The 26,461-nt window shown below is 53.4% G+C and carries 24 protein-coding genes; 11 read left to right on the top strand and 13 right to left on the bottom strand.

From position 1 onward, the window contains the following. Positions 1-6 precede the first annotated feature (6 nt). Positions 7-633: a PIG-L deacetylase family protein gene (locus tag SRBAKS_RS12240; protein WP_229591180.1), complete on the bottom strand. Its 627-nt coding sequence runs from the start codon at positions 631-633 to the stop codon at positions 7-9. Between the two features lie 338 nt (positions 634-971). On the opposite strand from SRBAKS_RS12240, the gene SRBAKS_RS12235 reads away from it, so the two are divergent. The 4 genes from SRBAKS_RS12235 to SRBAKS_RS12220 are packed head-to-tail and all read left to right on the top strand — an operon-like array spanning position 972 to position 4,626. Beyond that, positions 972-1,658 carry an acylneuraminate cytidylyltransferase family protein gene (locus tag SRBAKS_RS12235; protein ID WP_229591179.1) on the top strand — a complete coding sequence of 229 codons (687 nt, stop codon included), beginning with the start codon at positions 972-974 and terminating at the stop codon, positions 1,656-1,658. A gap of 27 nt (positions 1,659-1,685) precedes the next feature. Beyond that, complete coding sequence (locus SRBAKS_RS12230; RefSeq protein ID WP_229591178.1) at positions 1,686-2,735, top strand: radical SAM/SPASM domain-containing protein; 1,050 nt, start codon at positions 1,686-1,688, stop codon at positions 2,733-2,735. Continuing rightward, positions 2,732-3,775: an N-acetylneuraminate synthase family protein gene (locus tag SRBAKS_RS12225; protein ID WP_229591177.1), complete on the top strand. Its 1,044-nt coding sequence runs from the start codon at positions 2,732-2,734 to the stop codon at positions 3,773-3,775. The genes SRBAKS_RS12230 and SRBAKS_RS12225 overlap by 4 nt, the downstream gene beginning before the upstream one ends. After that, the gene (locus tag SRBAKS_RS12220) at positions 3,772-4,626 is read left to right on the top strand and encodes a phosphotransferase enzyme family protein (RefSeq protein WP_229591176.1); all 855 of its coding nucleotides are present in this window, start codon (positions 3,772-3,774) and stop codon (positions 4,624-4,626) included. The genes SRBAKS_RS12225 and SRBAKS_RS12220 overlap by 4 nt, the downstream gene beginning before the upstream one ends. An 8-nt stretch (positions 4,627-4,634) precedes the next feature. Here SRBAKS_RS12220 and SRBAKS_RS12215 read toward each other — a convergent pair whose 3' ends face one another. The 10 genes from SRBAKS_RS12215 to SRBAKS_RS12170 form a co-directional block, all read right to left on the bottom strand. Then, on the bottom strand, positions 4,635-5,324 hold the full coding sequence (locus tag SRBAKS_RS12215) for a cytidylyltransferase domain-containing protein (protein WP_229591175.1): 690 nt from the start codon (positions 5,322-5,324) through the stop codon (positions 4,635-4,637). A gap of 158 nt (positions 5,325-5,482) precedes the next feature. Continuing rightward, complete coding sequence (gene asnB / locus SRBAKS_RS12210; protein ID WP_229591174.1) at positions 5,483-7,324, bottom strand: asparagine synthase (glutamine-hydrolyzing); 1,842 nt, start codon at positions 7,322-7,324, stop codon at positions 5,483-5,485. Beyond that, complete coding sequence (locus SRBAKS_RS12205) at positions 7,312-7,914, bottom strand: hypothetical protein (protein WP_229591173.1); 603 nt, start codon at positions 7,912-7,914, stop codon at positions 7,312-7,314. The genes asnB and SRBAKS_RS12205 overlap by 13 nt, the downstream gene beginning before the upstream one ends. Position 7,915: 1 nt before the next feature. Continuing rightward, positions 7,916-9,166: a hypothetical protein gene (locus SRBAKS_RS12200; protein WP_229591172.1), complete on the bottom strand. Its 1,251-nt coding sequence runs from the start codon at positions 9,164-9,166 to the stop codon at positions 7,916-7,918. Continuing rightward, positions 9,163-10,386 (bottom strand): hypothetical protein, encoded by a 1,224-nt coding sequence (locus tag SRBAKS_RS12195; RefSeq protein ID WP_229591171.1) that lies wholly within the window; start codon positions 10,384-10,386, stop codon positions 9,163-9,165. The genes SRBAKS_RS12200 and SRBAKS_RS12195 overlap by 4 nt, the downstream gene beginning before the upstream one ends. Before the next feature lie 8 nt (positions 10,387-10,394). Beyond that, on the bottom strand, positions 10,395-11,420 hold the full coding sequence (locus SRBAKS_RS12190) for a class I SAM-dependent methyltransferase (protein WP_229591170.1): 1,026 nt from the start codon (positions 11,418-11,420) through the stop codon (positions 10,395-10,397). After that, positions 11,417-12,664 (bottom strand): radical SAM protein, encoded by a 1,248-nt coding sequence (locus SRBAKS_RS12185; RefSeq protein WP_229591169.1) that lies wholly within the window; start codon positions 12,662-12,664, stop codon positions 11,417-11,419. The genes SRBAKS_RS12190 and SRBAKS_RS12185 overlap by 4 nt, the downstream gene beginning before the upstream one ends. Before the next feature lie 12 nt (positions 12,665-12,676). Next, positions 12,677-13,705, bottom strand: coding sequence for a radical SAM/SPASM domain-containing protein (locus tag SRBAKS_RS12180; protein WP_229591168.1), 1,029 nt, complete (start codon positions 13,703-13,705; stop codon positions 12,677-12,679). 15 nt (positions 13,706-13,720) lie between these two features. Then, on the bottom strand, positions 13,721-14,341 hold the full coding sequence (locus SRBAKS_RS12175) for a pseudaminic acid biosynthesis-associated methylase (protein ID WP_229591167.1): 621 nt from the start codon (positions 14,339-14,341) through the stop codon (positions 13,721-13,723). Then, a complete protein-coding gene (locus tag SRBAKS_RS12170) occupies positions 14,301-15,197 on the bottom strand; it encodes an NAD-dependent epimerase/dehydratase family protein (RefSeq protein ID WP_229591166.1) in 897 nt (298 codons plus the stop codon). Before SRBAKS_RS12170 ends, SRBAKS_RS12175 begins: the two co-directional genes overlap by 41 nt. A 303-nt stretch (positions 15,198-15,500) precedes the next feature. Between SRBAKS_RS12170 and SRBAKS_RS12165 the strand changes: the two genes are divergently transcribed. From SRBAKS_RS12165 to wecB, 6 genes are all read left to right on the top strand, one after another. After that, positions 15,501-16,316 (top strand): radical SAM family protein, encoded by an 816-nt coding sequence (locus SRBAKS_RS12165; RefSeq protein WP_283816471.1) that lies wholly within the window; start codon positions 15,501-15,503, stop codon positions 16,314-16,316. Beyond that, complete coding sequence (locus tag SRBAKS_RS12160) at positions 16,316-17,605, top strand: glycosyltransferase family 9 protein (RefSeq protein ID WP_229591164.1); 1,290 nt, start codon at positions 16,316-16,318, stop codon at positions 17,603-17,605. Before SRBAKS_RS12165 ends, SRBAKS_RS12160 begins: the two co-directional genes overlap by 1 nt. Before the next feature lie 67 nt (positions 17,606-17,672). Further along, on the top strand, positions 17,673-18,818 hold the full coding sequence (locus SRBAKS_RS12155; protein WP_229591163.1) for an FkbM family methyltransferase: 1,146 nt from the start codon (positions 17,673-17,675) through the stop codon (positions 18,816-18,818). Continuing rightward, the gene (locus tag SRBAKS_RS12150; protein WP_229591162.1) at positions 18,815-19,768 is read left to right on the top strand and encodes a glycosyltransferase family 2 protein; all 954 of its coding nucleotides are present in this window, start codon (positions 18,815-18,817) and stop codon (positions 19,766-19,768) included. Before SRBAKS_RS12155 ends, SRBAKS_RS12150 begins: the two co-directional genes overlap by 4 nt. Then, positions 19,765-20,850, top strand: coding sequence for a radical SAM protein (locus SRBAKS_RS12145; protein ID WP_229591161.1), 1,086 nt, complete (start codon positions 19,765-19,767; stop codon positions 20,848-20,850). The genes SRBAKS_RS12150 and SRBAKS_RS12145 overlap by 4 nt, the downstream gene beginning before the upstream one ends. A gap of 2 nt (positions 20,851-20,852) precedes the next feature. Beyond that, a complete protein-coding gene (wecB, locus tag SRBAKS_RS12140; RefSeq protein WP_229591160.1) occupies positions 20,853-21,971 on the top strand; it encodes a non-hydrolyzing UDP-N-acetylglucosamine 2-epimerase in 1,119 nt (372 codons plus the stop codon). Between the two features lie 3 nt (positions 21,972-21,974). On the opposite strand, the gene SRBAKS_RS12135 is transcribed toward wecB, so the two are convergent. Beyond that, entirely contained in the window at positions 21,975-23,054 is a 1,080-nt protein-coding gene (locus SRBAKS_RS12135) for a hypothetical protein (RefSeq protein WP_229591159.1), read from the bottom strand. 18 nt (positions 23,055-23,072) lie between these two features. Further along, the gene (locus tag SRBAKS_RS17865; protein WP_283816470.1) at positions 23,073-24,623 is read right to left on the bottom strand and encodes a Gfo/Idh/MocA family oxidoreductase; all 1,551 of its coding nucleotides are present in this window, start codon (positions 24,621-24,623) and stop codon (positions 23,073-23,075) included. 178 nt (positions 24,624-24,801) lie between these two features. On the opposite strand from SRBAKS_RS17865, the gene SRBAKS_RS12120 reads away from it, so the two are divergent. Next, positions 24,802-26,460 carry an NAD+ synthase gene (locus SRBAKS_RS12120; RefSeq protein ID WP_229591158.1) on the top strand — a complete coding sequence of 553 codons (1,659 nt, stop codon included), beginning with the start codon at positions 24,802-24,804 and terminating at the stop codon, positions 26,458-26,460. The last annotated feature ends 1 nt before the right edge of the window (position 26,461 follow it).

Raw genomic sequence — 26,461 nt, 5'->3', positions numbered from 1 at the left:
CTTGATCTAAACCAAGTACTTTACGACTTCGAATTTTTCAGCGTATTTGACGCCAATTTTTTGACCATCATTGGCATTTTGTCGTTTCATGAAGTCGATCCATGTATATCGCACCCGCTCCAACTCAGACTCGTGTGCACTGATAACCTCAACCTTTGTATCCATGAACACACTAATATCAGAGTAGAACGTTCCCCTAAAAGGTTCGTATGTGTCGTAATAATTACTGCGATACATGAGGACTCTGGGCACAGGTCTCGACGCCATCAGAGTCACCCGAGCCAAATTGCGGTGGTCACGATGCACATCATGCACCCAATGGCTGTAGACAATATCAATGGATAACTCTTCGATCTTTTGACGGATAATTCGAGTCAACTCTTCATCGTCTGGAACATACAAGGCTTCGTAGTCCAAGCGGATGCAGTCCACTCCCATGATCTTGGCTGCGGCCTCTCCCTCTGCTTCAGCCACTTCGGCAGAGCGCACAAGATTCCCCTTGGGGTCCTTGTACGCGGACTTGGAGGCCACAATCAACGTAACCGTGTCCCCATCAGCCACATGCTTCAGCAGAGTACCACTGCAGCCCAATTCCACATCATCATAATGCGCCCCGATTGCCAGTACGTTCACAGACCCCTCATCAAATTTATTCGTTTACTTAACAAATTCCCGACACCACCACTCCAAACTCACCATGAGAATCAATCACTCCAAGTGTTTTAACATAAAGAGCATGATCAATCTTGTCCAGCCAACCAACTGATCTGACAACGTCTCACATCGCCTTTGCAACTGAGAGCGACTTTTGCCTCAAGATCCATACCATGCAAATTGTGCGCCTGACTCAAAACCGGAACAGACCGTCTGAAACACGCCCCGCAGAGTGTCTCTTCTTGTCATACCGTTGTTTTTAAATTAATCGTAATATATTAATGGATCAACAAACACTTCAGCTCCTGGGACCCTGCATGAAGAAAATCATGGCACTCATTCCTGCCCGCGGCGGATCCAAACGTTTTCCGCGCAAAAACATCGCTCCATACAAGGGAATGCCCGTCATTTCTTACACCATTCAAGAAGCTGAAAAAACAGGTCTTTTCGATCGCGTTGTCGTTTCAACTGACGATGATGAAATTGCCTCCATCGCAACGAAATTCGGCGCGGAGACCGTAAAAAGACCTCCCGCTCTGGCAGGAGACACCGTCGGGCTGGCAGAAGTCTGTATGGACTTCCTGCACACCGAAAAATCAGCCGGTCGAACATGGGATATACTCTGCTGCCTTTTTCCTGCTGCGCCATTGAGAAAGGCTAAAGATATCAAGGGAACGGTCGATCTGATTACAACAGGGCAGTGTGATTTCTCGGTGGCGGTTTCCGAATATCCCTTCCCACCGAACATGGCAAAAATCGAAGTGAACGGTCTGCTCCAGTTTGCCTTCCCCGAATGGGCGCTGAAAAAACGGCAGGATCTGCCGAAATTCGTCATCGACAACGGAAGCACATACGCTTTTTCGGTTCCAGCTTTTCTCAAGGCAAAAACGTTTCACGGCTCTCCGCAAAAGGGGTATCTCATGCCTCGACTCAGATCGGTGGACATTGATGAACCCGAAGACCTTATCATCGCCGAAGCGTTGGATGGCCTTGAAACCCCATAATCTCAAACCCAGTGAAGCCTCTGTACGATGAAAATCAATCTGAACTATTTCGTGGTGAACAAACGGTTCGACAATCTCCGGTACTTCTTCCGGCGTGGGCACTTCCTGCTCCTACTTTGGGATCGTATCAAATGGCACTGGTTCCCTCGCCTGAACATTGTCCCTGACTTCCCACAGACCGTGGACATCGAGACATCACTCAGTTGCCAGTTGCAATGCCCTATGTGCACCCGCTCCCAAATGGACGACGGGACCATGCGCGGTCTCATGGATTTCGATCTTTTCACCAAGATCATTGACGAATGTGCGGAGCACAATGTCTTTTCCGTCAAACTCAGTTGGCGAGGCGAGCCAACCATGAATCCACGGCTGGTGGAGATGGTGCGCTATGCAAAAGAAAAAGGCATCCGAGATGTTGCCTTCCTCACAAATGGCGGACTGCTGAACGAGGAGTCCCTCAAGGCGTTCATGGACGCAGGTTTGGACTGGATATCGTTTTCAATCGATGGACTGAACGAAGAGTATGAACGCATCCGCAAACCCATCACCTTTGAGTACATAACCAACATAGTCCGCACCTTATACCGCCTGAAGAAGTCCCGAAACACTGCCAAGCCGCTTGTGCGCGTGCAGACCATTTCCGGTGTGATTGCGAACACTCCCGAATACTTCGACTACTGGGAACCCTATGTAGACAGGATTGCGGTCATTGCGGAACAGCATCGGGAAAATCCCGAGCTCATCAAACACGACCCGGAGTATGTGTGCCAGTCCCCTTTTCAGCGGGTTTTCATCACCTGGGACGGCGTGGTCATCCCCTGCCACGGCGACTACCACCTGCATCACGCCATGGGCAATGTGCAGAAGACCTCCCTGAAAGCAATCTGGACTTCCACAAAATTTCAGGTCTTTCGCAAAGACATGCGAGAAAAACGACGCCTGGACCATCTGGGATGCACCCTGTGCCCGGACGGTGGCCAGTACACAGGTGATACCTTGAATGTAGACGGCCGTGAAATTCCCATCATCAAATATCTCGAAAATGAACAGCCGAACAGCGAAGGTGAAAAAAAATGAATACCGTGAAAATTGGAGAGAAACTCATCGGAGAAGGTCATCCTCCCTTTTTCATCGCTGAGCTGGGGACCTGCCATGAGGGGAACCTTGATGTGGCACTAGACCTGACTCGCAAAGCAGTTGAGGCAGGAGCCGACTGCATCAAATCCGAACTGTTCTATGAAACCGAAGTGCGCGACAACTCGGCAATAAAGACTTTCAGCATCCGGGGAAAACGGTATGAAGTCCCCTTGCTTGATCACATGCGCCGTTACCAGTTCACTCTTGACCAACACCATGAAATAAAAAAGCTCGCAGACCAATTAGGTGTCCCTTTCATGGCAACGGCCCACGACGAAGAACGGGTGGATTTTCTTGTCAGGATCGGCGCTGAATCAATCAAGATTGCCTCACCAGACATCGTACACTACCCGCTCATCCGCTATGCGGCGCGGAGCGGACTTGCGCTTGTTCTGGATACCGGGGGAGCGTGGCAGCATGAAGTGGAGATGGCGGTCAAGATAGCTCGTGATGCCGGTTGCGAACGGCTTATCGTTAACCACCAGCCTGACGGACACCCGGGGGAGCCATGGCAGCACAATCTTCGGGTCATGAGCCGATACATGGAGCTCTTCCAAACACCAGTTGGACTGTCAGATCATTTTGACGGCTATGAAATGGTCCATGCCGCCGTTGCCGCAGGGGCGCAGGTGATCGAAAAACCCATCTCGCGAGACCGATTCATGGAGGCGTGTGAACACATCTGGTCCGTAACCATAGAGGATCTGCCCGAAGTCCTGCGCACCATGCACATGGTATACGAGGCCATGGGTCAGCCACAAAAACCGATGAAACCGGGACTCCGTCCCCAAAGCCCTCATCGGGTAGCCCTGGTCGCCAAACGAAACCTCGTACAAGGCGACATAATTAACCTGACCAACATCACTTTCGGCAAACCCCGACTCGGCATTGGTGTGGAGCACTGGGACGAACTGGAAGGGCACACCCTGAGCAATCCTGTCTCTGAGGGCGCGTTCATACGCTGGGAAGATATCTCGTGACGAGGAAGGTTGTCATCCCAAGTGAGGTTCTGCACGCTTTCAGCCTGCCGAAAGACATTCGGGTAACCCCCTTTGACAAAGGCAGGTCCTTGTTCAGCGTTCAACATGAACACAGGAGCCTGCTCCTCAAACGTTTTTGGCGTCTTGAGTCAGATCGTGCATCCGTTCTGGAATCCATTCTCTCTGCTTGTGCACCGACAGGCAGAATACCAGCACACCATCCAACCAGGTCAGGCAAACTCATTCTGGAGCACACTGATGGTTTTTTTGCCCTCTTCGATTTCATTCACGACAGTCGCCAGGTGAAGCTATCCAGTGCCGCCCAAGCTGTGGCATGTATCCATGAAGCCATGATAACGGTCAAAGCACCGTTAACTCGACCGCCTCTGTTCGTGCCTGCACCAGACATTCATCGCCTCCTGGCAGGCACTGATCTTGAAGAATTCCTTCCCATAGTCGCAGAGGCAGACAAGGCTCAAAACCATGTACCCACAGCTCTGGTTCACAATGACCTGCACCAGGACAACTTCATTTTCCCCGTCAACGGAAAAGTTTTGCTCATTGATTTCGAAAGTTTCTCCCACAATCCGATCATTGCAGATGCCATGTTCGCAGCATTCCGGCTCTCAGCAGGGATACCGGAGGGCTTCGATACATTTATGGAAGCGTATGCAGCCATCCGACCACTCGATGAGAGCGAGAAAGAACTCGGTCTCCTTCTGCTTGCCGGAGATTTCATCAGAAAACTCGCCTTCATCCTCAAGGAAAAGGAAGCGGGTAATGACGCCTTCGTCGCTGATTATGAAAAATATAGAGAATTTGCCCGCACCACGGTTTCGTGGCTGAAGTAAAACCGACCTTACCGTACAACCGCAGGCAAAGAGTCATACGCCCTGATCACGGCCTCAAGCGAAGCGGTGTCAGCATTATCCAGTAGCAGGACCAACTGCCTCAAACGCGCCAAATCTTCGGCTGTGTCCAAGGTGACGGAGACGTCAGGCCGTGACTCTCCTGGGTGTGCAGGTACGGAACCAATACTGCAGGCCAGATGATTATCCAGAAACCAGGTGTTGATATGCTCTCGATGCCTTGGCAGCGTAGAGTCACGCCAGACCTGTTCCAACATGGACGATTTGAAGGCATCCGCACCGGCTCCATACGGAATACAGGCGGCGTAGGCATAGTCCAACCCCTCATCCATGAAAACACGACAGACCCTGTCCACAGAGACCGGATCGGTGAATGGATTGTCCGCAGTAATGCGAACCACGCCGTCGGCTGGATACGCCTTGAGCACTGTCATGTACCGAGCCAGGACATCATCCAGCTCGCCCCGCACAACAGGAATGTTCATGGCCTCACCAACTTCGACAACACCATCGTCCTCAGGCTCGATGGAGGTGGCCAGCACCACCTGATCAAGCTCCTTGGCCATGAGAGAACGTGCTACCACCCGTTCGAGAATGGTCCGCCCACCCAAGTCCATAAGCGCCTTGCCGGGCAACCTTGTGGATGAAATTCGACATTGAATAATTCCCAACATGCGCATGAGTTACTCCGTTTTGGCGGCTAGAATCATTGTACCACGTTGCTTGATGAGCTGAAAGATGTGGCAGGCCTCTGTTCCCGTGTTCACTCTCGGTCCAGATGTGTCGACCATCCTCCATACGCTTCTTTTCCCCGGCTGGATGCGCGGGTAACTGCACATCATGATTCGTATCTCCTGCGTATAGGGGACGGTGATCGCATTTCACTTGCAAGACGCGACAGATAGCTCTGCTCCCAGGTTGCAAGGCAGATACGTCGCCACAGATGCCACTGACTCCCGTTGCCAGCCAGCCAGCCACGCTCCTGATCCGAGGTGATCTGACCGGCGAATTCAACCACCAACCCACTCGTTTTGATGGTGTTGATAATTTCCGGCCCCATAGCCCCCTGCATCCACTCCATAAGCGGTGTGGGAAACCCTTTCTTGTCCTTTCGCCAGACAATGGAGTCCGGCAGGGTCGAATCAAGCCCGAGGCGGAGCATGTACTTGCTCCATCCGGGACCGATTTTCAGAGACTCCGGGAGTGAAAGCGCAAACTCCGTTAGCCGGTAGTCAAGCAACGGCACCCGGGACTCCATGCTGAATGCCATGGACAACCTGTCCTCATAGCGCAACAGGGCTGGCAGCCGAGTTTTGGTCAGCTCCAGATGCAGCCGGGCATTCAATAATTCAGTGGCCCCCTCCGGTGCTCCAGCACGGTTTCCGGCCCGGTAGATATCCTTGACTTCACGACCCAGCATCATGGCGCGACCCTGTCCATAATTGCCATGGAACCCGCGCAAGATTTCCCGGTATTTCAGGAGGTCGCCCGCTTGAAGCAGTGAATAAAGGTATATGGCTATATAGGGATCATAACCGCCGAACAGTTCATCTCCCCCCTGCCCGTCCAGCACTACAGTGACTCGCTCGGCAGCCAATTGCATGACATGCCACTGCGGGAAAACCCCCAGGGCCAGCGAAGGCTCATCCAGATACCAGAGTATGTCCGGCAGGGTATCAATCAGACACGCACCATCGACCATCCGGGTATGACCACTAAGGCCGAAATGAGTGTTGACCGCCTCGGCATGCTCGGTCTCGTTCCATTCCTCGCCCTCGGGAAACGCAGAGGTAAAGGTGTGCAGACCGGGAATATGAGAAGAAGCATGGGCTGCAACCGCGCTGGAATCCAGCCCCCCGGACAGACACACGCCCACGGGAACATCGGATCGGGAATGCAGCTTCAGGGCGTCGTCCAGCAGAAATCTCAGCTCCTCAACCGCAGATTCACCGGAGCAATCGCCACGTTCCTCACGGAGTTCGGCAGCGCGTTCCTCCAGATTCCACCAACATTGAAACGGGCCTATGTTACCGTCGATGATCTCCAGATAATGGGCTGCCGGGAAGCGGTGCACGCCTTTAAAAAAAGTCTCTTCCAACCCGTCCACCAGCCCGGTGGATATATACGTCTGTACCGAATCTTCGGCCAGTTCGGGTTGTTTGCCTACTGACAGCATCCAGGCCAGAACACCCTTGACCTCGGACGCGAACACGAAATGATCAGCGTCCCTATACCAATACAAAGGCTTGATGCCCATCCTGTCCCGGCACAACAGAAGCCGCCGCTGAGCCGGTTCCCAAACCGCCGCCGCCCACATGCCGTTAAAACGGTTCATGACATCCGGGCCGAAATCCAACAGGGTCGACAAAAAAACTTCCGTGTCGGTTTCAGTGGCAAACCGCGCTCCTTTGTCCCGCTGCTCTCTCCGTAATTCAAGATAGTTGTACAGTTCACCGTTGTAGGCGATCCAGGCCCGTCCATTGACATCAGCCATGGGTTGCCGTCCCTCTGGTGACGGTGCAATGATGGATAGCCGCAGATGGCCGAGTACCAGCGATCCGAACGAACGCACATCACGATCATCCGGCCCCCGATGGCTCATGACGTCGAGCATGGCGTTGACCCCGGCAGGGTCAGGAGCGGTGTTGTCCAGGCGAAGGACTCCGGCTATGCCACACACGGCGGGCTCTCCCCCACTCTGATGTATTCCAGCCCGACTTCGGCCGCCAGATGGTGTAAGATATAATGTTCCATACTGGAGCCATCCGGGTCCACGCACAAAATCAGGTCCGGCGCACAGAACTCCAGCAATCCATTCAAAACGTCGATCGGATACATAATGAGATTGCCCGCAAAATGTGAGAGATTATAGTCACTCCCAGTATACAGGGGTTCACCATCAAAAAATGCGAGCCGCTCATCCGTTGCCAGAAAATCCTCCAGACTTTCTATGAGCGGCCACTGATAGTCATAGAGATTGAACCGCCCTTTATACAGGCGATAATTTATGGTGTTCAGCGTCTCGGAAATCTGTATGAATGCATATCCGAAATCAGCAGGCTGTACGCACTCCATGCCTCGCTCGGCACACTGCCGGGCCACGTCCTCCCGGCAGCCTGCCAGCCGCAGATCAGTAAGTCGGCTCACAGTGTCGAGCTGTTCAGGAGAGGTTATTACAATCAAGCTCTTCCGCGTTAGGGCCGAATTGTTCTTCAGCTCATCTAAACCAAGAACCCTGTCCGAAAGCATGGGGTAGCTCTGTAAATCCATCCTACGCCTCCATTTCAACTTGTATTTGCGACATGGTCTGACCAAATGCCAGCTTCTCCACAACAGACGCGACACGTGGAGCGGCCTTGTAATCAGCTTTATCCCAAAGACGGTGCTTGGCCTGCTCAAACAACTCCCTGTCAACTTGTGCAACAACATCATCCAACTGATCGATGGAGGCCAGAGACTCCAGGCTGGCACAACAGTCAAACAACCACGGCATTGGGTGCTTCTCAATGGGAAGACGTGTAAAACTCTCTATGACTGTCGGAATTACATCGAATTGGAAGCACGAAACCCAGAGAGTTTCCTGTTCCAAACAAATATAGTGATCTGAAATCTTCAACAATTCATAAGGGGACAATTCCATAGCAACAACTCGAGAATCCATGCCGATGCTATCGACCACCTTCTGATATTCGTCCTTCATATTTGCTTGCCCTGGATGAAGCTTGAATATGTAAACGTCACCGGGGTGCACCTGAGCTTTTACCAATTGACTCGCCGCCTTTTTGCATTCTTCAAGATATGCGAGCCCCACCAAAATGACCCGTTTGTCAGAAGATATGTTCAAGGCTTCCCGAACCGAGCTTGAATCAATGTCACCATATTTATCAAAAGCGGGATCACCGACAACTACGGTATTCTTGCGCTTGTCGGCTTTATCTACGTATAAGTCCTTAAAAGCCTCACCCCAAACACAATAATTCTGAGCGAACAATTCCCGACGACTCGTGCCTTTGGCTATCAACCCTGAACCATATTGTAGATTCAGTGTCGGAATACCCATCCGGTTGGCCAACGTGACATACTGTTTCAGTTTACCGCCCGAACAATATCCAACAAAAAGCAGAGCCGGATCCACCATTTTTACCAATTTTTTAAAGACTCTATGGCAAAACACCTTCATATGGTTGAGGCGCAAGGCCTCATCCCTGATGAAGGGAAGCATGGGTACTCCTTTATACCGGCACGTATCCAGTCCATGTTGCTCAACGGCCGCATTAAAAATTTCGGCATAGTCTGTCCTTAACCCGTTCAGCACTTCACGGTCATCGTCGTCAATCACATCTTTCACATTCAAAAACTGCACACCGTATTCTTCAAAAACCGTTACCGGAATTGATTCTGCAAACGTCGCAAAAACGACCGGTTCGACACGCCCTCTCTCCATCAGCGCCTGATAAACCGGAGCCATATGAATCGCGGTTGAATAACTCTCAAATATAATCAATACCTTTGGCTTCATCATATACCTCGTAAACCAGTCAAAACAGCACACAGCCCCCGTAGGGTCCAAGCTTGCCCCCATCGCAGGAAGGGAAAGGTACGCGCACATTCCTTCCCCTCACATTCCTCAATACGAAATAGATAACTCCCGTCAGGGTTACGGCAGGTGGAGAGAAACCACGGCAGGAATTCGACAAGCCTGTCCTTTGCAGCGGGGTGCTCGTGTACAGACTCTCCGAGAATGTACGCAGCCTCGGCCCCTGCATGAATATCAAAAGGAAGCCAGGAGAATCCGGGCCGCAACACGGGGCGGGAGTGGTCATCAAAAAATTCGGTCAGATAGTAATGGAAATAGCGATCAAATGCCGCCCGGACTTCGGACTGTTCAGGGAGCATGCGTGTCAGACGCAACAACGAACGCAGCTCGGCTGCCGTATGATAATGATCCATGAACCCCACCAACCCCTCATTGGGCTCGAATCCCCGCGCCCAGTAGGTCAGCGTCCCCCGATCATCCAGATCTGACAGGGTAAAGGCCAACGCATCCTGTCCTGCGAGCACAAACTCCTCGCGACCACAGGTCAATCCGGTCCAGACAAGAAACTCTGCCGTACCGAGATTCGCGTTGTGTACGTGAAAGAAATCGATGGGAGTGTAGCTGTAGCAGCGCCCCCTGCCGGAGACATGATCCTCGTTCAAGTCAGAGAACAAGAATTCAGCAACAGACTGACAGCGACCGAGCCAGACAGTATCACCAGTGGCCAAATACCGCTGCCGAAAACCGTCCCCCACATGGCAGGAGTTCACACTCGTGGGAGTACCTGCCGGGATGACCTGATAGGATTCCCAATTGAAGGGATATCCCCATCCGGTTCCGGCAAAACCGGGAATGGCATTTTCATCCAACCAGTTAACGCACAGGGCCATCTCATCCGTCCAGTCACCGAGGCCGCCGTCATGCAAAATGGAAAAGGCACCCAACAGCAACCCAAGGGCCTTGGCATTGACGGCAGGAGCCAGCCCCAACTCCGCGCGCAGCCCTCCGGGATCGACCCGGTCCTGTTCGCGAAGCCGCGTCTCGTCATTAGAAGACACGGGATCACCCGCACAACGTCGGTCAAAGAGATATCCAGGCAGATCATAAGGGTCATATCCGGCGAATCCATTTACACGAACCCACCCGGCGAGATCGAGAGCAGCACGCTCTGCCATCCTCTCCACATGTGACATGAGATCACCCATGGGTTGCCTCAGCCTGTCACTTTTCGGGCAACGGCCTGCATAAGACCGCTCATGAAGTTTCCGGCCAGAAAACGAGAAAAGACCCGTCGCGTTGCGTCCATGTCCGAAGAATCGTCATAGAGCAATTGGGATTCAAAAGGCCCAGCCGTGAAGGTCTCAGGAAATATTCGCAGATGCTGACGCACCACATCCACGTCGAGCAGACCTGGTGTGGTCACTTCCACTGTCTCAAATCCACCAGCACGGAACAGCTCGGCAATGCTGACCGGGTTGAAAGAATGTATACATTCCATGGGATCGAAATGAGAATGGGACATGCCGAGCATGGTATACTCGAATCCCTGATAATTGGGCGTACGCACAAGTAGGAAGCCATTTTTTCTGACCATTCGGCCTAAATCCATAGCCAATTTTTTCGGATTGGAGATATGGGCCAATACCCCCACGCACACAACGATATCAAATGGCTCTTCCGGTTTATAGGCTTCGAGGGATCCCTTGACTATATCCAGCCCATGGGCACGGCCTATCTCGATTGCCTTGCTATTCATTTCAAGGCCAACAGCCTGCCACGAAGTACGCTCCCGAACCAATTCCAGAAAATACCCCGAACCACACCCGATATCGAGAATACGCAATGGCTGATCTGAGTGTGCGTCCTGCAACAACCTATTCAGGATAGGTTCGAACTTTTTTTTCTTTCGTGCTTCAAATGTAGCGACCTGCACAGTTTCCACGGCGGCATCCGCGGCCGGAGATGCAGTGATATTACTAAAACGCAGGCTGTCCTTGGGCTCATGCTCCAGGTAAAGCATTTCACACTGGCGGCACCGCATAAACCGGGTATAGCCTTTGGCTCCGAACTCTTCCCTGTCAGTGGAACCGCACAGGGGACAGCTCAGGTTCTCTGAAAACAATTCTGGCTGAGTCGCAAACAGGGTACTCCCCAGCTCGATCATTTTCCTTCGCTCCGAAAGCAGGGTAAACATAGGACCATCCGGACGGATATCCTCCAACTTCATCTCCTGCCTCATGAGTCTATCCTGTCTGCAATACCGTTGTACTGACAGGCCTGCCCAGGCTGACCCAAATCCTGATAGAGATTGGCAAGGTCACGTATGCTCTTACGATACACAGCCAGATGCTTGGGGCCTTCAACTTCATCTTGACGTAAGGACAACAATTCCTTGCTATGCAGATTCAGAACGGCAAACCGATCATAATCAATGCGATCTTCAGTACCAAGCTCGACCCAATGCATAAAATCGCTGAGAACTTTGATGAGGCCGGGAACAGATTTACTGCTCACAGAGTTCTGCCTGTCCAGATCCATCTGATCGGCTGAGATCAAGCCCTTTTGATAGGGATTGTGTATTTCGATATCCGGGAAAAAGAGATCATAGTCATCCGGGGTATGGGTAGAAAATCCCTTTGTCCAGGTAAAAAAGAGACGGATACGGTCGACACCGCACTCTTGGGCCTTCTTTTGGTATTCGTAGATCTCCTCGGGAGAACTGTTGAAATCAAACAGCACTTTCTGCCAGATAATGGTCGGCGACTGAACATTCAGCTTTGCCTTATATTCGGCAATGCCTCTGGTCAGATCCAGCATGGTCTTCACTTTACCGCCGATACGGTACTTGGCATAGGTATCCTGATCCAGGCTATCGATTGCAATTTTTATTTTGTCCAGTCCACTTTTCACTATAAGAGGGTTGAACGGAGTGTTTCCATTGGTGTTCATCAGGAAATTGGTGTCGAACCGTGTCTTGGCATCCTGCACCATCTCCCACACTTCGGGGTGCAGGGTCGGCTCACCTCGGCCACTGAAATACATCCACTGAACTGCGAGCCCGGCGTTCTTGATGTCGTCGAGCATTTTGACCCAGTTCTCACGTGGCAGGAAATACGGCTTAGGCCGATGTGGCTTCCTGTCACCTGTTACACCGTGAACACAGAATGGGCAGCGCAGATTGCACAACGCCGAGGTCTCGATATGCATCCACTCGATGGTCTTACTTGTGGCAGCAGGATCATAATTGTCCTTGGGCTGAAGGTAGTTGCACTTCATGCATTGACGGGGGAAAGGCAGAATATCCCGCTCCATGCTTGTGCGGATTCTCTCGAACCGCTTTCCCATGTAGATATCTTTGATGAAGTCCGATCCGTCATCGGCATCCCCCAGCTTCCCAAGGGTGACCTGTTCGCCAGTCGAGCAAAAACAGTTGAGTTCACCGTTTGCCCGCATGTATATGCCTCTGGTCATTCTACAATTCATAGGAACTCCTTGTTATCCCTCGCATACAACACCCAGATCGCGGTCCAGCCGGTTACGTCGGGTGTCATCCAGATAAACCTGATCCGTGGCAGAAGAGACATTCAAATGACAATGTTTACAAATGGGCAACTTGGGACGCTGCCCAGAGGTGTGAGCCTGACGCAGATGCTCCATTTGCGGCGAGTTCCAGATGGATTGTACCGAGGCTTCCGAAACCCACGGCAAACCAAAATCACCATGATAATCCATACAGCACACTGTGGTCTGACCGTTCCAGAAAACAGCCATCCGCTGCATGAGGTACGAGCATGGATTAAGGGTATAATTCTGCTGCAGGTCCGGGTAGGAGTCGCGGTCCTTGTGAAAATCGAAAATAGTGCCGACGATATGTATGTCAGCCAGAGGGAACGCTTCCACCAATTGAGCCTTGAGAGCCAGTTGTGCTTCTGGCGACGGGTCGTCAATGCTCGACTTGAGCCGCACCCAAGGGGTACCCTGCGCCGCCCTCCGAGCCAGGAGCGTGTTCACCACTGTGGACACATGGTCATACTCCGGGGTGGCCGACGCCTTGTCGCACGCCTCTTGATGACGCACATCCACGGAAAAAATAATCCCATCCAATCCACTCACCAAAATCTGATCGATAGTTTCATCACGGATCAATGTCGCGTTGGTCGTCACTTGAACATCAAGGACTCCCGCCTGTTTGGCATAGCTGATGAGCTCGAAGATATCAGGATGCAGAAAAGACTCACCCCGAATCTGCAGCTTGATGGCACACAGTCCGCGGGGGACGCCCTCATCAATGATCCGCTTGAAGAGCGCAGGATCCATAAGGCCAAGATTTTTCTTATCCAAGGCCTCCTGAAAACAATCCTTGCAACTGAGATTACACACACCAGACAGTTCCAGATCAAGATGCAGAGGATAATCCGTCAGTATCTCAAACCGGGCCGCCTTATGCCACAATTCTCTATATTTTTTGGTCTTTTCCTCTTTGTTCAAGCCAGAAAAGGCCTCTTCCAAAGACACTAACTGCATGGCATCGTCCTGTAATTACTTCTTTTCCAAAAGAAAATAGTTGGTGTCAGTCAGGCCATATCGAGGATCTCTCGAATAGAAAAACCCGTAATCAACCAAAGAGAGGTCAGGATACAAATCGAGTATTTCACCCGCAAAGTCACGTTTGAAAAGCCGGTTTTCATGTCCTCGATAAGTAACCATGACCGGGGTGGGATTGTGATACTCGCACATAAGGATATAGCGATGAGAAAGACGGTACAGCTTGTGGTACGCTTCCTGGATCATGTCTGGGCCTATATGAATGAGCACACAGGTCGTGAATGAAAGGTCATACGTCCGGTCTTCGGGCGCATCAAAAAGTGAACCGTGAAACACGGAGTTGACTCCCGGTTGCTGACGGACGATTTCCACAGCAACATCATTGATTTCAACGCCATGCAACTCCACATCAGGTACCATTTCGTGAATGGCCTGCAGATTGTATCCCCGGTTTGTGCCCAGTTCTATGACGCTCTGCAACCCCTCCACTTTTTCCAGCATAGTCTGGAACTGGAAATTCTTGGCGGGAACCAGCCGCTCGGCCTCATGACGATCCACATATTCGTTGCCGAACTCACCTTTCCAAAAGTTTTCCAAATCCGCTCGTGTGCTCATTTTGTTCCTTTGGGTGCTGTTGAAATGTGTGCTTGACGATGGACGCAAGTCCCGCATCAAACGAAACGCGTGGCGTCCATTGGTAGAAATCTTTGGCAAATGAGATGTCGGCCTGGCTATGGGGGATCGCAGACCGCAGACCGCGATCCTTCACCGGCAAGGTTCTGCCAGTCAGGGCAAACATCTGATCCAAAACCTGTCCGATGCTCTGTGTTTGCCCACTTCCGACATTGACTGTAACCAGATCATCGTGTGGGGTCATAACTGCCGTGGCCATCAGTCTCGCTACATCATCAATAAAGACGAAATCCCTTTCATCGTCGAGATTCATTACACTGACTTCACCAGAGGCAACCTGAGCGAGCAAGTCGGGTATGACAAATCCTTTATTCTGACCGGGACCATATACATTGAAAATCCTGAACACGGCACCAGTAAGATCGAAATACCTGCGCCATCCTTCGATCAAAGTCTCACCTGAAAATTTAGAAAAACTGTAGGGTGAAGAATGTGTAATCTGAACACTTTCATCGCTGGGAACCGGCTCTGTCGGATCGTAATGGCACGAGGATGCATAAAAAAACGAACGATTACCTTGAGCGGCAAAACGAGCTGCATTGTACGTACCGATAATATTGGTATCCATCAGTCCCGTTTGTGCCTCAAGATTACTTTCAACCCTGAGCTTGCCAGCCAAATGCACAACAGAAGAGCAATCCTCAAAGCTCTCAAAGACTTTAGGATCACACACATTACCCTGGAAAGGCACCCATTTCACTCCAAGGCTGTCCAACCTGCGAGTAAGCGCACTCCCAATGTACCCTCTGGCTCCTGTGACCAACACCTTGATACCCATCAGAACCTCTTGCGTTTATCTTCAACGTTCAATCGGTTTGTAAATGATTTCCCATCAGTTGACTACACATCTTCTTTCTCCACTGACCAAAAAATGACTCTCCAACAACTTGAATGCAGGAGCCATGCCGAACGACAAATCACCTGTCATTAAAGTATTCATCGTCTCTTTCGCCCAAAAGGTTTAGAGTACGACTTCATGAACAAGCCCTCTTTAATACAGAGGCCCCATGTCTTTTCGGATCACTTTTTGCTACACTATTCTACTAGGAAAGAACAAAACCACTAGCCAACCGAATGAAATATGAACTTCATTGATACTGTTGCCCATCACATCGAAAGATTCTCACACAAGCCCTTCCAGGAGTATGCCTCTTCGGCTCAATTCGACGGGCATCTACGCATATACCCCACCTTGGCCTGCAACTTGCGATGCGGATATTGCGTAAATGAGCAGATGGGCCAGCGACCACACGTCTACCGGACAGCCCCTCCAGAAATGTGGAGCAAAGCCATCAACAGGGAACACCGACACATCGTCCTTACTGGTGGAGAACCCTTTCTTTACAAAGGGTTACCTGATCTGGTCAACGGAGTTACAGCAGAGTTAAAAATCCGTATCTATTCAAATTTCTGCCTGGATTTACAGGACGCCCTAAGCGCCATAAAGCGGCCCGTGCATTTCTATATCAGCTGGCATCCGCAAAAACGCGCCGACCGGAAGCGATTCCTTGCCAACGTACAAAAGATGTATGCCAATCCGTTGTTTACAGCGGACATCCACGCCATCGATGCCGAGGAGACACGGGCAACGCTCGATGACGATCTTGCCTTTTTCTCAAGCCAGGGGCTCCATTTGGACAAAGATGCCGACCAACGGACTTTTGACGGTTCATGCCAACCCGCGCTCCACACTGCGGTCTGCGCCAAGACTATCTACCTTATCGGCCCGGACGGAACCCGGTACCAATGCGTGTCTCGCATGATGCGTAACGACCACCCCTTGGAAAACATGCTTGAAGGCCCACTCAAAACCCCGGAGGCGGTTTCGGTCTGCCCGGATTTCGGCAACTGTGCGCCCTGTGACATCCTCGGCGAAACCCAGATGGCGATCTTCTGATGCAGGCACGGACAGGTACGCTTCTCTTCCCGGAAAAAGGACTGGGCAAACATAAAAAGGCAGCCTTGTTGGCGTCCAACGCACTCTATGCCATGGTGATCTGCCATGAGGATGACCAGGAATATTTTGCCGGATCAAACAGAGCTGTCCGCACCTACGCAGGCGGCAACATCGCCCCCTGCCGGAACGATCTGGACAAAATCGCCACCCTGTTGCTCCCACCTGAACACACTCCACTGCACGTAGTCTCGGAGTCGCCGCAGATAGCTCCGTTCATCCTGACCGCGCTCAGATTGCTGGGGCATACCGAAGTCGTCAGGGTATGGACGGACGACGCGACGCCCCAGACGATCCCGCCGCTTCCCAGGACGCCCATACAGTCACTCGTGATCAAGGCCACCGGCGGGATCGGCAACATCGTGCTCAACACCTGCCTCGTGTCAGCCGCGCTCAGGCACGGTTGGGAGACATGGTTCTGCCCCACGTCCGATCTGAACGCCCCGCTCGACTCCCTGTTTCTGGGACACGGCAGGGATGGCCTACACGTCGTTAACCAGACCGAACTGGCACACATGTCTGCGGATATCTGCCTCAATATCGAGGACCACAACAACCGCGAAAAGACCGATTTCTTCCACGGCCCGTACAGGGTGGGCACGCCGGGTCATGAACCGGGGTTCGCCGCACAATTTTTCACGAATATTCTGGGGGTGGACGTTGATCTCGGCGACACCTTCATCGGCGGAGCCCCCACCGAATTGCCGCAATCATGGCGGGATCGGATCGTGATCTGCCCCGGCAGCAAGGTTGGCTGGGACTCCAAGCGGTGGCCGCACATGGACGCACTCATCCGGCGGCTGGACAATCCCGTGGTCCTCTGCCGACAGGAGGATCTGGACGCGTATGCGACCCTCGACTTCCTGACACCCATCACGGCTGGCAATGCCGAGTATCTCACGACCCTCTCCCTCAACGAGGCTGCCTGCCTGCTGAAATCCGCGCGTGGCGTGATCGCCAACGACTGCGGACCGGCACACATGGCCGCTGCCGCCGGAGTACCCACGTTGATGCTTTTCGGGCCATCATCCATGGAAAAAAATGAGCACAAACGGACTAACGTGCGGAGTCTGAACCTTGATCTCGACTGCCAGCCCTGTCAGGGAAAGGACGATGGACCAGGCAGGCTGGGTCCGGGTAACTACGGCTGTGAGCTAAACTATCGCTGCATGACAGAACTTGATGTGGGCCGAGTCCTCACTGAACTGGGTCGGAGCGTCCCGGGACTGTAGCATACATTTTGCTATGACTCCCCAGGATGCAAAAAGAGTCGAAATACTGACGAGGAACGATCGATTGATGAACGAACAGACGACAGATAGCACCACGCATTTCACCGCTCTGGACGGACTCCCCGCCCAGGGCCGCGTCATTGTTTACGGCAGCGGAGGAGCAGCCATGACCGTGGTGAAACAACTCCACATCCATAGGCCTGATGTGACTGTCCCCTGCCTACTGGACACCTTCAATACGGGGGAAGCCGGTGGGCTTCGCATTTTCAGACTGGCCGACCTAGAACAGCTTTCGGGATCCTATGACCTCATTCTCATTGCCTCGGCCTGGTGGCGCGATATCAGTCGCGACCTCTCCAGACTGGGGGTGAACAACTGGAAGGTGGCCGCGCCCTCCCTGTGGCACAAGTACATATACTCCCGTGAAGACATGGACCGAATCGTCCCGGAACTGGAAGCGGTCAACGCAATGCTCGCCACCGCGAAAGACAGGGAGATATTCCGCTTCATGACTGAGTGCCGTCTGGAAAATTCCCCACTGGTTTCCACAGAAAAAATTTCCCCGGAAATACGGGACTACCCCGCCATCAGACAGACAGTCTTCGGTCATTTGACGGAACAATACATGGATTTCGTCAACATTGAAGCCATCGGAACAGTTCTCCACGCCGGAGCCTTTGACGGCACGGATTGCGTCAAATTCCTTGACGGATTTCCCAAACTCACGACTGTACACGGATTTGAACCTCAGGGAACGAAACGCTTTTCCGAAACGGCCCTCACAACCGTCACCGGATCAGGCCGCGTCCACATCCACCAAAAGGGACTCTGGAACGAGGCAACCTCGGTTACCCTGACCGGAGAGGGACAGCACACCACGCTCAACCCGGACGCTTCACCCGGATTAGTCACCGGAAGCATCGACACGGTATCCATTGATGAATTCACTGACGAGTTCGGCATCGAACAGGTGGACTACATCTGCCTGGACGTGGAGGGGGCTGAAGAGCGGGTCCTGAACGGAGCGCGACGCACTATCGACCGTTGCCGCCCCCAACTGGCCGTGTGCATCTACCATCGAAAGGATGACTTCTACCGTCTGCCACTCATGCTGAACGATCGCCTCGACAGGTACGTATACCGCTTGGGCCACTACCATAATTTTCTCAATGAAACCGTGCTCTACGCCACACCAGAGGAGCTGCTGAAATGAAGCAGAGCGCACTCCACCCCTCCCGATTTTTCGTGGTCATTCCCTGCTTCAATTGCGAGGAATACATCGGTGAATGTCTGGAATCACTGCAAGCCCAGACCTTTACCGACTGGACCGCCCTGGTCGCCAACGACTGCTCCGGTGACGACACGGCGCAGGTGGCTGCCGGATACGCGGCCAGCGACGACCGCATCACGGTACGCACGGGCGAAGAACGCGGCTGGCTCATGGGCAACACCCTTGCCGGGCTGCGCAGTCTAGACCTGCACCCCGATGACGTGGTGGCCGTGCTGGACGGCGACGACTGGATTCGCCCTACCTGCCTTGAAAAGCTGTGGGACGCCCATTGCAGCGGCTATGATCTCGTCTACACGGATGAAGATATTCAGGGGCAGGAACATTCCGTGGGCAAACCGTTCATCAGGACAGCTCCGGCCCGCGCTCAGGCATGGGGATTCTCCCAACTCCGCTCCTTCAAGGCGTACCTCTTCAACCAGCTTGAAGACGACACGTTCCGCGACCGTAACGGCACCTATTTCCGGGCAGCAGGCGATCTTTCCCTGTACCTGCCCATGGCCGAGCTGGCCGGACCGGAAAAAATCCATTTCGTTGAGGAACGACTGTACTATTACCGGGTGCATGAAGCCTGCAATTTCAAGGTCATGCGTGACGAACAACTGGCCAACAACTGGGATATCCGCTCCCGCCCCGCGCTTGCACGCCAGACCGCCTATTTCGATTTCACGGAACCTGTCACCGATCTGGAAAAATCCGGCATCCATGCTCTCGCACAACAGGTGCGCGCCCGATATCCCCTGCCCTGCACGGTCAACATCCGTCACCGGATCACGGCGGATCAGGCAGACAGCTGGCGGCCCTACCACTCCCTGTGGGTGGAGGAAGGGGTCTACCTCAGCGGCGAAATCATCGATGCCAAGGAGCTCGCATGAACACGAACGAACGACTGACCAAACTCAATGACCAGCTCAACGACCGGTATGTTCCGGCCAACGAATACGAGAACGTGATCACCTACCCCAAGCTGATCACCCTGACCACCACCCTGCGCTGCAACTATCGCTGCTGGATGTGCTATCAGGAAGATTTCACCGGCGATCTGGACTGGCGGGTCGTGGAAAAGATCAGGCATGTCCTGCCGTCGGTCAAGACCTTCCAGCTCTTTGGCGGGGAGCCGCTGCTCTACAACCGGTTTGAAGAGCTCTGTGATCTGGCAGGAGAGAATTTTTGCGAGATCGAAGTCATCACCAACGGATCGCCCCTTACCGAAAGCAAACGCAGGGCCTTGCTTGAAAACAATGCCTCCATCGTCAAGATCAGCCTTGAGGCAGCCACCCAGGCGACCTATGACTCCATCCGGGGCGGCGATCTGGAGCAGGTGCTCGGCAATCTGGAAAAGTTTGCTGAGGAACGCGCCCGAATGGGACAGGCCAACCCCACATTCCAGATCAACTTCGTGGCCATGGAACGGAATATCCGCGAACTGCCCGCCCTGGTCGAACGCGCGGCATCAATCGGTGTGGACAAGCTGCTGGTGCTCTATGTGAACGCCTTCAACCGGGAGGACATCGCCCGCGAGTCCCTGTTTTTCCATCAGGAACTCAGTGATGAAAACATGATCAAGGCCGTTGAAGCGGGCCGCAGACACGGGCTTGAGGTGACCATTCCCGACCTCTTCTCCACAAACACCGCACAGGTTGAAGACGCCTGCATGGATTCCACCTGCCATTCGCCATGGAAAAACTGCATCATCAATCTGAATGGCGATGTACTCTTCTGCTGTGGTCGTACGGGCGGTCCCATCGGCAATCTGCTGGAACAGGATTTTGACGATATGTGGTACGGGGACAAGATCACCCGATTCCGCAAACTGGTGAACACGTCGGGTCAACCCGATTGCTGCAACACCTGCCGCGTCAAAGGCCGCAATATCCGCGACATCGGCTACCACATCCGCAGCAAGGCTGTGGCAGACAAGCTCATGGCCGAATTCGGCGTGGCTATCGGGAATTAATAATGAAAATCGTCACCATACTCGGCGCGCGCCCTCAATTCGTCAAGGCCTCGGCCCTGTCCAGGGGGGTCGCTGCCCTGAATCGCGAAGGCAACTCCATCACGGAATCCATCGTGCATACGGGTCAACATTACGACATCGACATGTCGGACGTGTTCTTTTCGGAACTGAATATCCCCCGTCCAAAGCTCAAACTGGCCGCAAGCGCATCCGACCGGACCCTGCGATTCTCCGAGATGCTGGCCGGACTCAGCCCGTTTCTGCTTCAGGAGAAACCGGATGTCGTGCTCGTGTTCGGCGACACGGACACCACCCTTGCCGGGGCATTGGCGGCCTCGCACCTCTCCATTCCCGTGGCCCATGTAGAAGCAGGATTACGCTCATTCAACACAGCCATGCCTGAAGAGACCAACCGGGTTCTTACCGATCATATGGCTTCATATCTTTTCTGTCCCACAACCACCGCCATTACCAATCTCGCACATGAAGGAATTGCGGACAGCGACTCAATCAAGGTCGTTCAATGCGGAGACATCCAGCTCGAAACGCTGAAACACTATGCCCAGACCAGTGAACCGAATCCCGCGTTAAAGCAACAGCTTGACACCCTTGCCGGAGAAAACGGACAGTTTGCACTCGTCACCCTTCACAGGGCCGAGAACACCTCGGACAGGGGGAGATTGTCAGGCATGCTTGATGGTATTCGTAAGGTCGCTAAAAGTCTGCCCGTGGTCTTCCCTGTGCATCCCGGCACACGCAAAAAAATGCAGGAATTCGGACTGCCCCTTGAAGACGAGAATATTCTCCTGCTCCACCCAGTGGGCTTTCTGGATATGATCGGACTCCTGAAACGAGCATCTCTGGTCATGACGGACAGCGGCGGTTTGCAAAAAGAAGCGTACTTTCTGCAAACACCCTGCGTGACTCTACGACGGGAAACCGAATGGGTGGAACTCGTGGAACACGGATTTAATGATCTTGCGGGAGTCGAAGCCGAGAGCATTGCCACCAGCGTCAAGAGCATGCTCAACAAGCAATATGACTGGGGCCACACACTCTACGGGAAGGGTGATACATCGCACGTTATTCTGGAGACACTTATCCGTAGCCTGAACAAATAACACCTAAGACAATAACGACTCCACCTTGCGGGCCCGCATGACCCAATGATGCTCAGCCTTGATCCGCTGCATATGCTCGACCTTGGCATCAAACTCGGTAATCATCCTGTCAGGATCAAAGTCGGAAAAGTCTCCGTCCAGCACCCAACCTATATCATTGGCAGCCACAAAATTTCCCACACTGGTCGCCCCGGTGGCAAGAAGTGGCATGTTCTGCCCCACGGCCTCGTACAGCTTGTTGGGCATGGCGAAATTCAAATACTCATGATTGGTACGGACAATGGCGTATACATTGTGCTCTTTGAATGCAGCCTTGAGAGCATCGCCGTGAAGATGGCAAACGGTCACGTTCTTCGGCAGAGTGCCGTAAAACCCCTTCCATTGGGCCCACTCTCCCTCGCGAGTACAGACGGTCACGGCGAATTCCTCACCCATACGGATGAGCGGAGAAATATTGTAAACAGGGTTGGACACTCCGCCCACATAGATGAACCGGAGGTCCTCACGCAGCTTTGGTGCCGGGCGTACCACGTCCTCTTTCATGTCATGGGCCGCCGGCAAATCAAATGCCCTTGATTTCAAATTCTCCGGCAGCAGATACGCCAGCTTCATACTCGGCAAGAAGAAGACATCCAGCAACTCGGTGTAGTAATGGAAGTCCAAGTGATAGAAAAATTTGCGCCACCACCGCTCATAGACCGGTTTATCCTGCATGAAGTATCTGAACTTCCAGTATATATCCCTGTAGAACAACCCTACTTTGATGCCCCGTTTCTTAAGCATGCGGAAAAAGTCAAAGTCCACAAATGGATAGAACGGCTTATTGCCCTTCTCGGTCAACATGGTCGGCAGGACCGAACTCTCGGCGTAGCAAAAGGCGTATTCTTCACCACGCTCCAGACGCTGCCGGATTTCGTCAATACCCTTCATGCGATTGGCCTTGTCACCGGAGACGACATCCACCGCATAGCCCAACTCTTCAAAGGCAGCGATCATCTTGCCCGGACGGATACCTCCGCCGGAGATGGCGTACCCCAACCGAAAAGGAACGTGAAAGGCGATGCGTTTGCCGTAAGGTGCCACGAGATTCTCCGGGTTCGGTTATTTGGCCTGCAAGCCGGTGTCGGTCTCGACATACGCCTTGCCACAGACGGAACATGTCAGATCATCCTTGAGCTTGATGCCGCAAGAACACATCCAGCCATCCTGCCGAGCGGGATTGCCCATAACCAACGCATGATCGGGGATTGATTTGGTGACCACGGCCCCGGCTCCCACAAAGGCGTATGAGCCGATGGTGTTGCCGCAGACGATGGTGGAATTGGCACCAAGGGTGGCCCCTTTTTTCACCAGCGTGGACCGGGTCTCGTCCATGCGCCGGATCTCGGCGCGAGGATTGAAAACATTGGTAAAGACCATGGACGGCCCGCAAAAGACAAAGTCCTCCAATTCTACACCCGTGTAGAGCGAAACATTATTCTGAATCTTGCAGCCGTTGCCCACACGTACGCCAGGAGAAACCACTACATTCTGCCCGATGTTGCAATTTTCGCCCACCACGGCATTCTTCATGACGTGGGAGAAATGCCAGATCTTGGTGCCTTTGCCGATTGCAGCAGCCGGGTCCACCACGGCCGACTCATGAGCTGAGTACTCAATTTTGATATCCCTGAACTCTTTCCGATCCAAGGCCTTCTGGCAGCGATTGAGCACGGACAAGACGCGCACGCCCTCTTCACCGTCAGTGAGCGGAGTCACGTTGTCACGGACGCATTCGAGAAAGTGGAGGCACTCCAGCTTGAGCGGCTCATCCTGAGTAATTTCAAGACGTTCCGGCTCTGCCTTGACCGGCACGGGAACGCCGTCCTCCCACCGCATGTCGTGAGGATAAATGAGCAGCTTGTCTTCCCACGGCAGGGTATCGTCAAACACGGCCATCTTCTTGTCACCCACCACCACGAGCTTCTGCTCCTTGAAGGGATGGAGCCAGGACACGAAGATATGCGCCTGCATACCTGATGGGAAGTTCAGGTGACTGGTGGTGACGTCGGCGATGGAGTTGTGTAAAAAACAGCCGCCCTCAGCGGACACGCTCTCTGGTTCCTCTCCGGCCAGACTGAGGATCATGGAAATATCATGAGGGGCAAAAGACCAGAGAATATTCTCTTCACGGCGAATCTTGCCCAGATTGAGCCTGTTGGAATAAACGTAATTGATACGCCCAAGATTCCCTTCCCGGGCATACTTGAGCAGTGCCTTGAAGATAGGATGATATTGCAGCAAATGGCCGACCATGAGGGTCAGACCGCGCTCCTTTGCAATATCAATAAGCTCACGCGCATCGTCTTCGTCCAGTGCCATGGGTTTTTCGACGAACACATGCTTACCCGCCAACAAAGCTTCCTTGACCTGAATGGCGTGATGCTCTGCCGGGGTGGCTATGGCCACGGCGTCGATGTCATCACGTTTAAGCACCTCATTGAGCGCGGTACATATTTCCAGTCCGGGATATTGTCCCTGAAAAACGGCCAGCGACTCAGTGCTGCGGTCGCACAACATTTTGAGGCAGCCAAGGGAGTGAAAATTTCTGACAAGGTTCTTGCCCCAGTAACCGGTACCGATGAGGGCCAGGCGAGGAAGTGCTGTGGTCATGACGCGTATCGTTTGTAAAAGGGTTCTACAGACAGCCGTGTAACAAAATTGACTGCTCAGAAATACATTGCAAAATAAAGGCCATCAAGACTTAATCGTTCAACACATGAATAATTTTTTCCCATCAAAAGCGGACTGTTCTTGCCCCTCCCAAGGTTTTGGCGTAACTTCCAGCTCCATGAAAATCGGCATACTCCAGCTCAATTCCGTGGTAGGGGACCTGAAAGGGAATGCAGCCCGAATTCAGGCTGCTGCGCACGAGGCAGCCGCACTTGGTGCGGACCTGTGCATGACCTCGGAGATGGCCCTGACCGGCTATCCTCCACGTGATCTACTGCTCTATGACGAATTCATCGGGCAGGTGGAAGACCAGGCCAAGCAACTGGCCGCAGCCTTGAAGGACGGTCCGCCGTTGCTTCTGGGCGCGGTGGAACGCAATGACTCGGGCCATGGCAAGCCCATCTACAACTGCGCGTTATGGCTGGAAGGCGGCCAGGTCCGCCGCTCATTCAAAAAGACCCTGCTGCCCACCTATGACGTCTTTGACGAGGCGCGCTATTTCGAACCGGCACCAGAAGGCGATCCCAAGGCCAACATCCTGGAATACGCGGGGAAGATCCTGGCCGTGACCATCTGCGAAGACGCTTGGAATGACAAAGATTACTGGGACAAGCGGACCTATGACCGCGACCCGCTGGAGGCTGCGACAGCCCACGCCCCTGACGCCATCCTCAATCTTTCGGCCTCGCCGCTCTTCCTGGGCAAGCAGTTGCTCCGGGAGGACATGCTCGGTGCCATGGCAAAGAAATATGCCACCCCCTTCCTCTACGCCAACCAGACAGGCGGCAACGACGACCTCGTTTTTGACGGTCGTTCCAGCGCCTTTGATGCACACGGCACACTGTGCTCCCGCGCTGCCGGATTCAAGGAAGAGGTCATGGTCGTGGATCTGGACGCCATGACCGAGGGCACACTGGCAGACGATGATTTTTGCCGGGAATCCGAAACCTGGCACGCATTGGTGCTGGGTACCCGTGACTATGTGCTCAAGAGCGGATTCAAAAAGGCCATTGTCGGCCTGTCAGGCGGCATTGACTCGGCCATCACCGCCGTGGTGGCCGCCGAAGCGCTGGGCGCGGAAAACGTCACCTGCGTGCTCATGCCCTCGCCCTACTCCAGTCAGGGGTCCATTGATGACTCCTTGGCCCTGACCAGGAATCTCGGCATCAAGGCCGTGACCCTGCCTATTGAACCGATAATGGCCCAGTTCGAGAAAACGCTGGCCGAACCGTTTGCCGGACTACCAGTGGACACCACGGAGGAAAACATTCAGTCCCGTATCCGGGGCAATCTGGTCATGGCCATGTCCAACAAACTCGGTGCCCTGCTGCTGACCACAGGCAACAAGAGTGAACTGGCCGTGGGATACTGCACCATTTACGGAGACATGTCCGGCGGTTTCGCCGTCATCTCCGACGTGGACAAGACCGGCGTGTTCGCCCTGTGCCGCTGGTACAACGAGCATATTGCCCCGCACATCCCGGTGGAAATCATTGAGAAACCACCGTCCGCAGAGCTGAGACCGGATCAAAAGGATCAGGACTCCCTGCCCGAATACGACATCCTCGACGCCATCCTCGAACTCCATGTGGAACAGCACAAATCACGCAACGAAATCATTGCCGCCGGTTTTGAGGAACCCACGGTGGACAAGGTGCTCGGACTGGTCCGGTTCGCCGAATTCAAACGGCGGCAGGCCGCGCCCGGCATCAAGCTAACGCCGCGCTCGTTCGGTACGGGGTGGCGCATGCCGCTGGCCTGCAAACGGGAACTGTAAT

It is taken from the genome of Pseudodesulfovibrio sediminis (assembly GCF_020886695.1).
Lineage (GTDB): Bacteria > Desulfobacterota > Desulfovibrionia > Desulfovibrionales > Desulfovibrionaceae > Pseudodesulfovibrio > Pseudodesulfovibrio sediminis.
This window is presented reverse-complemented; position numbering and strand designations above follow the sequence as displayed.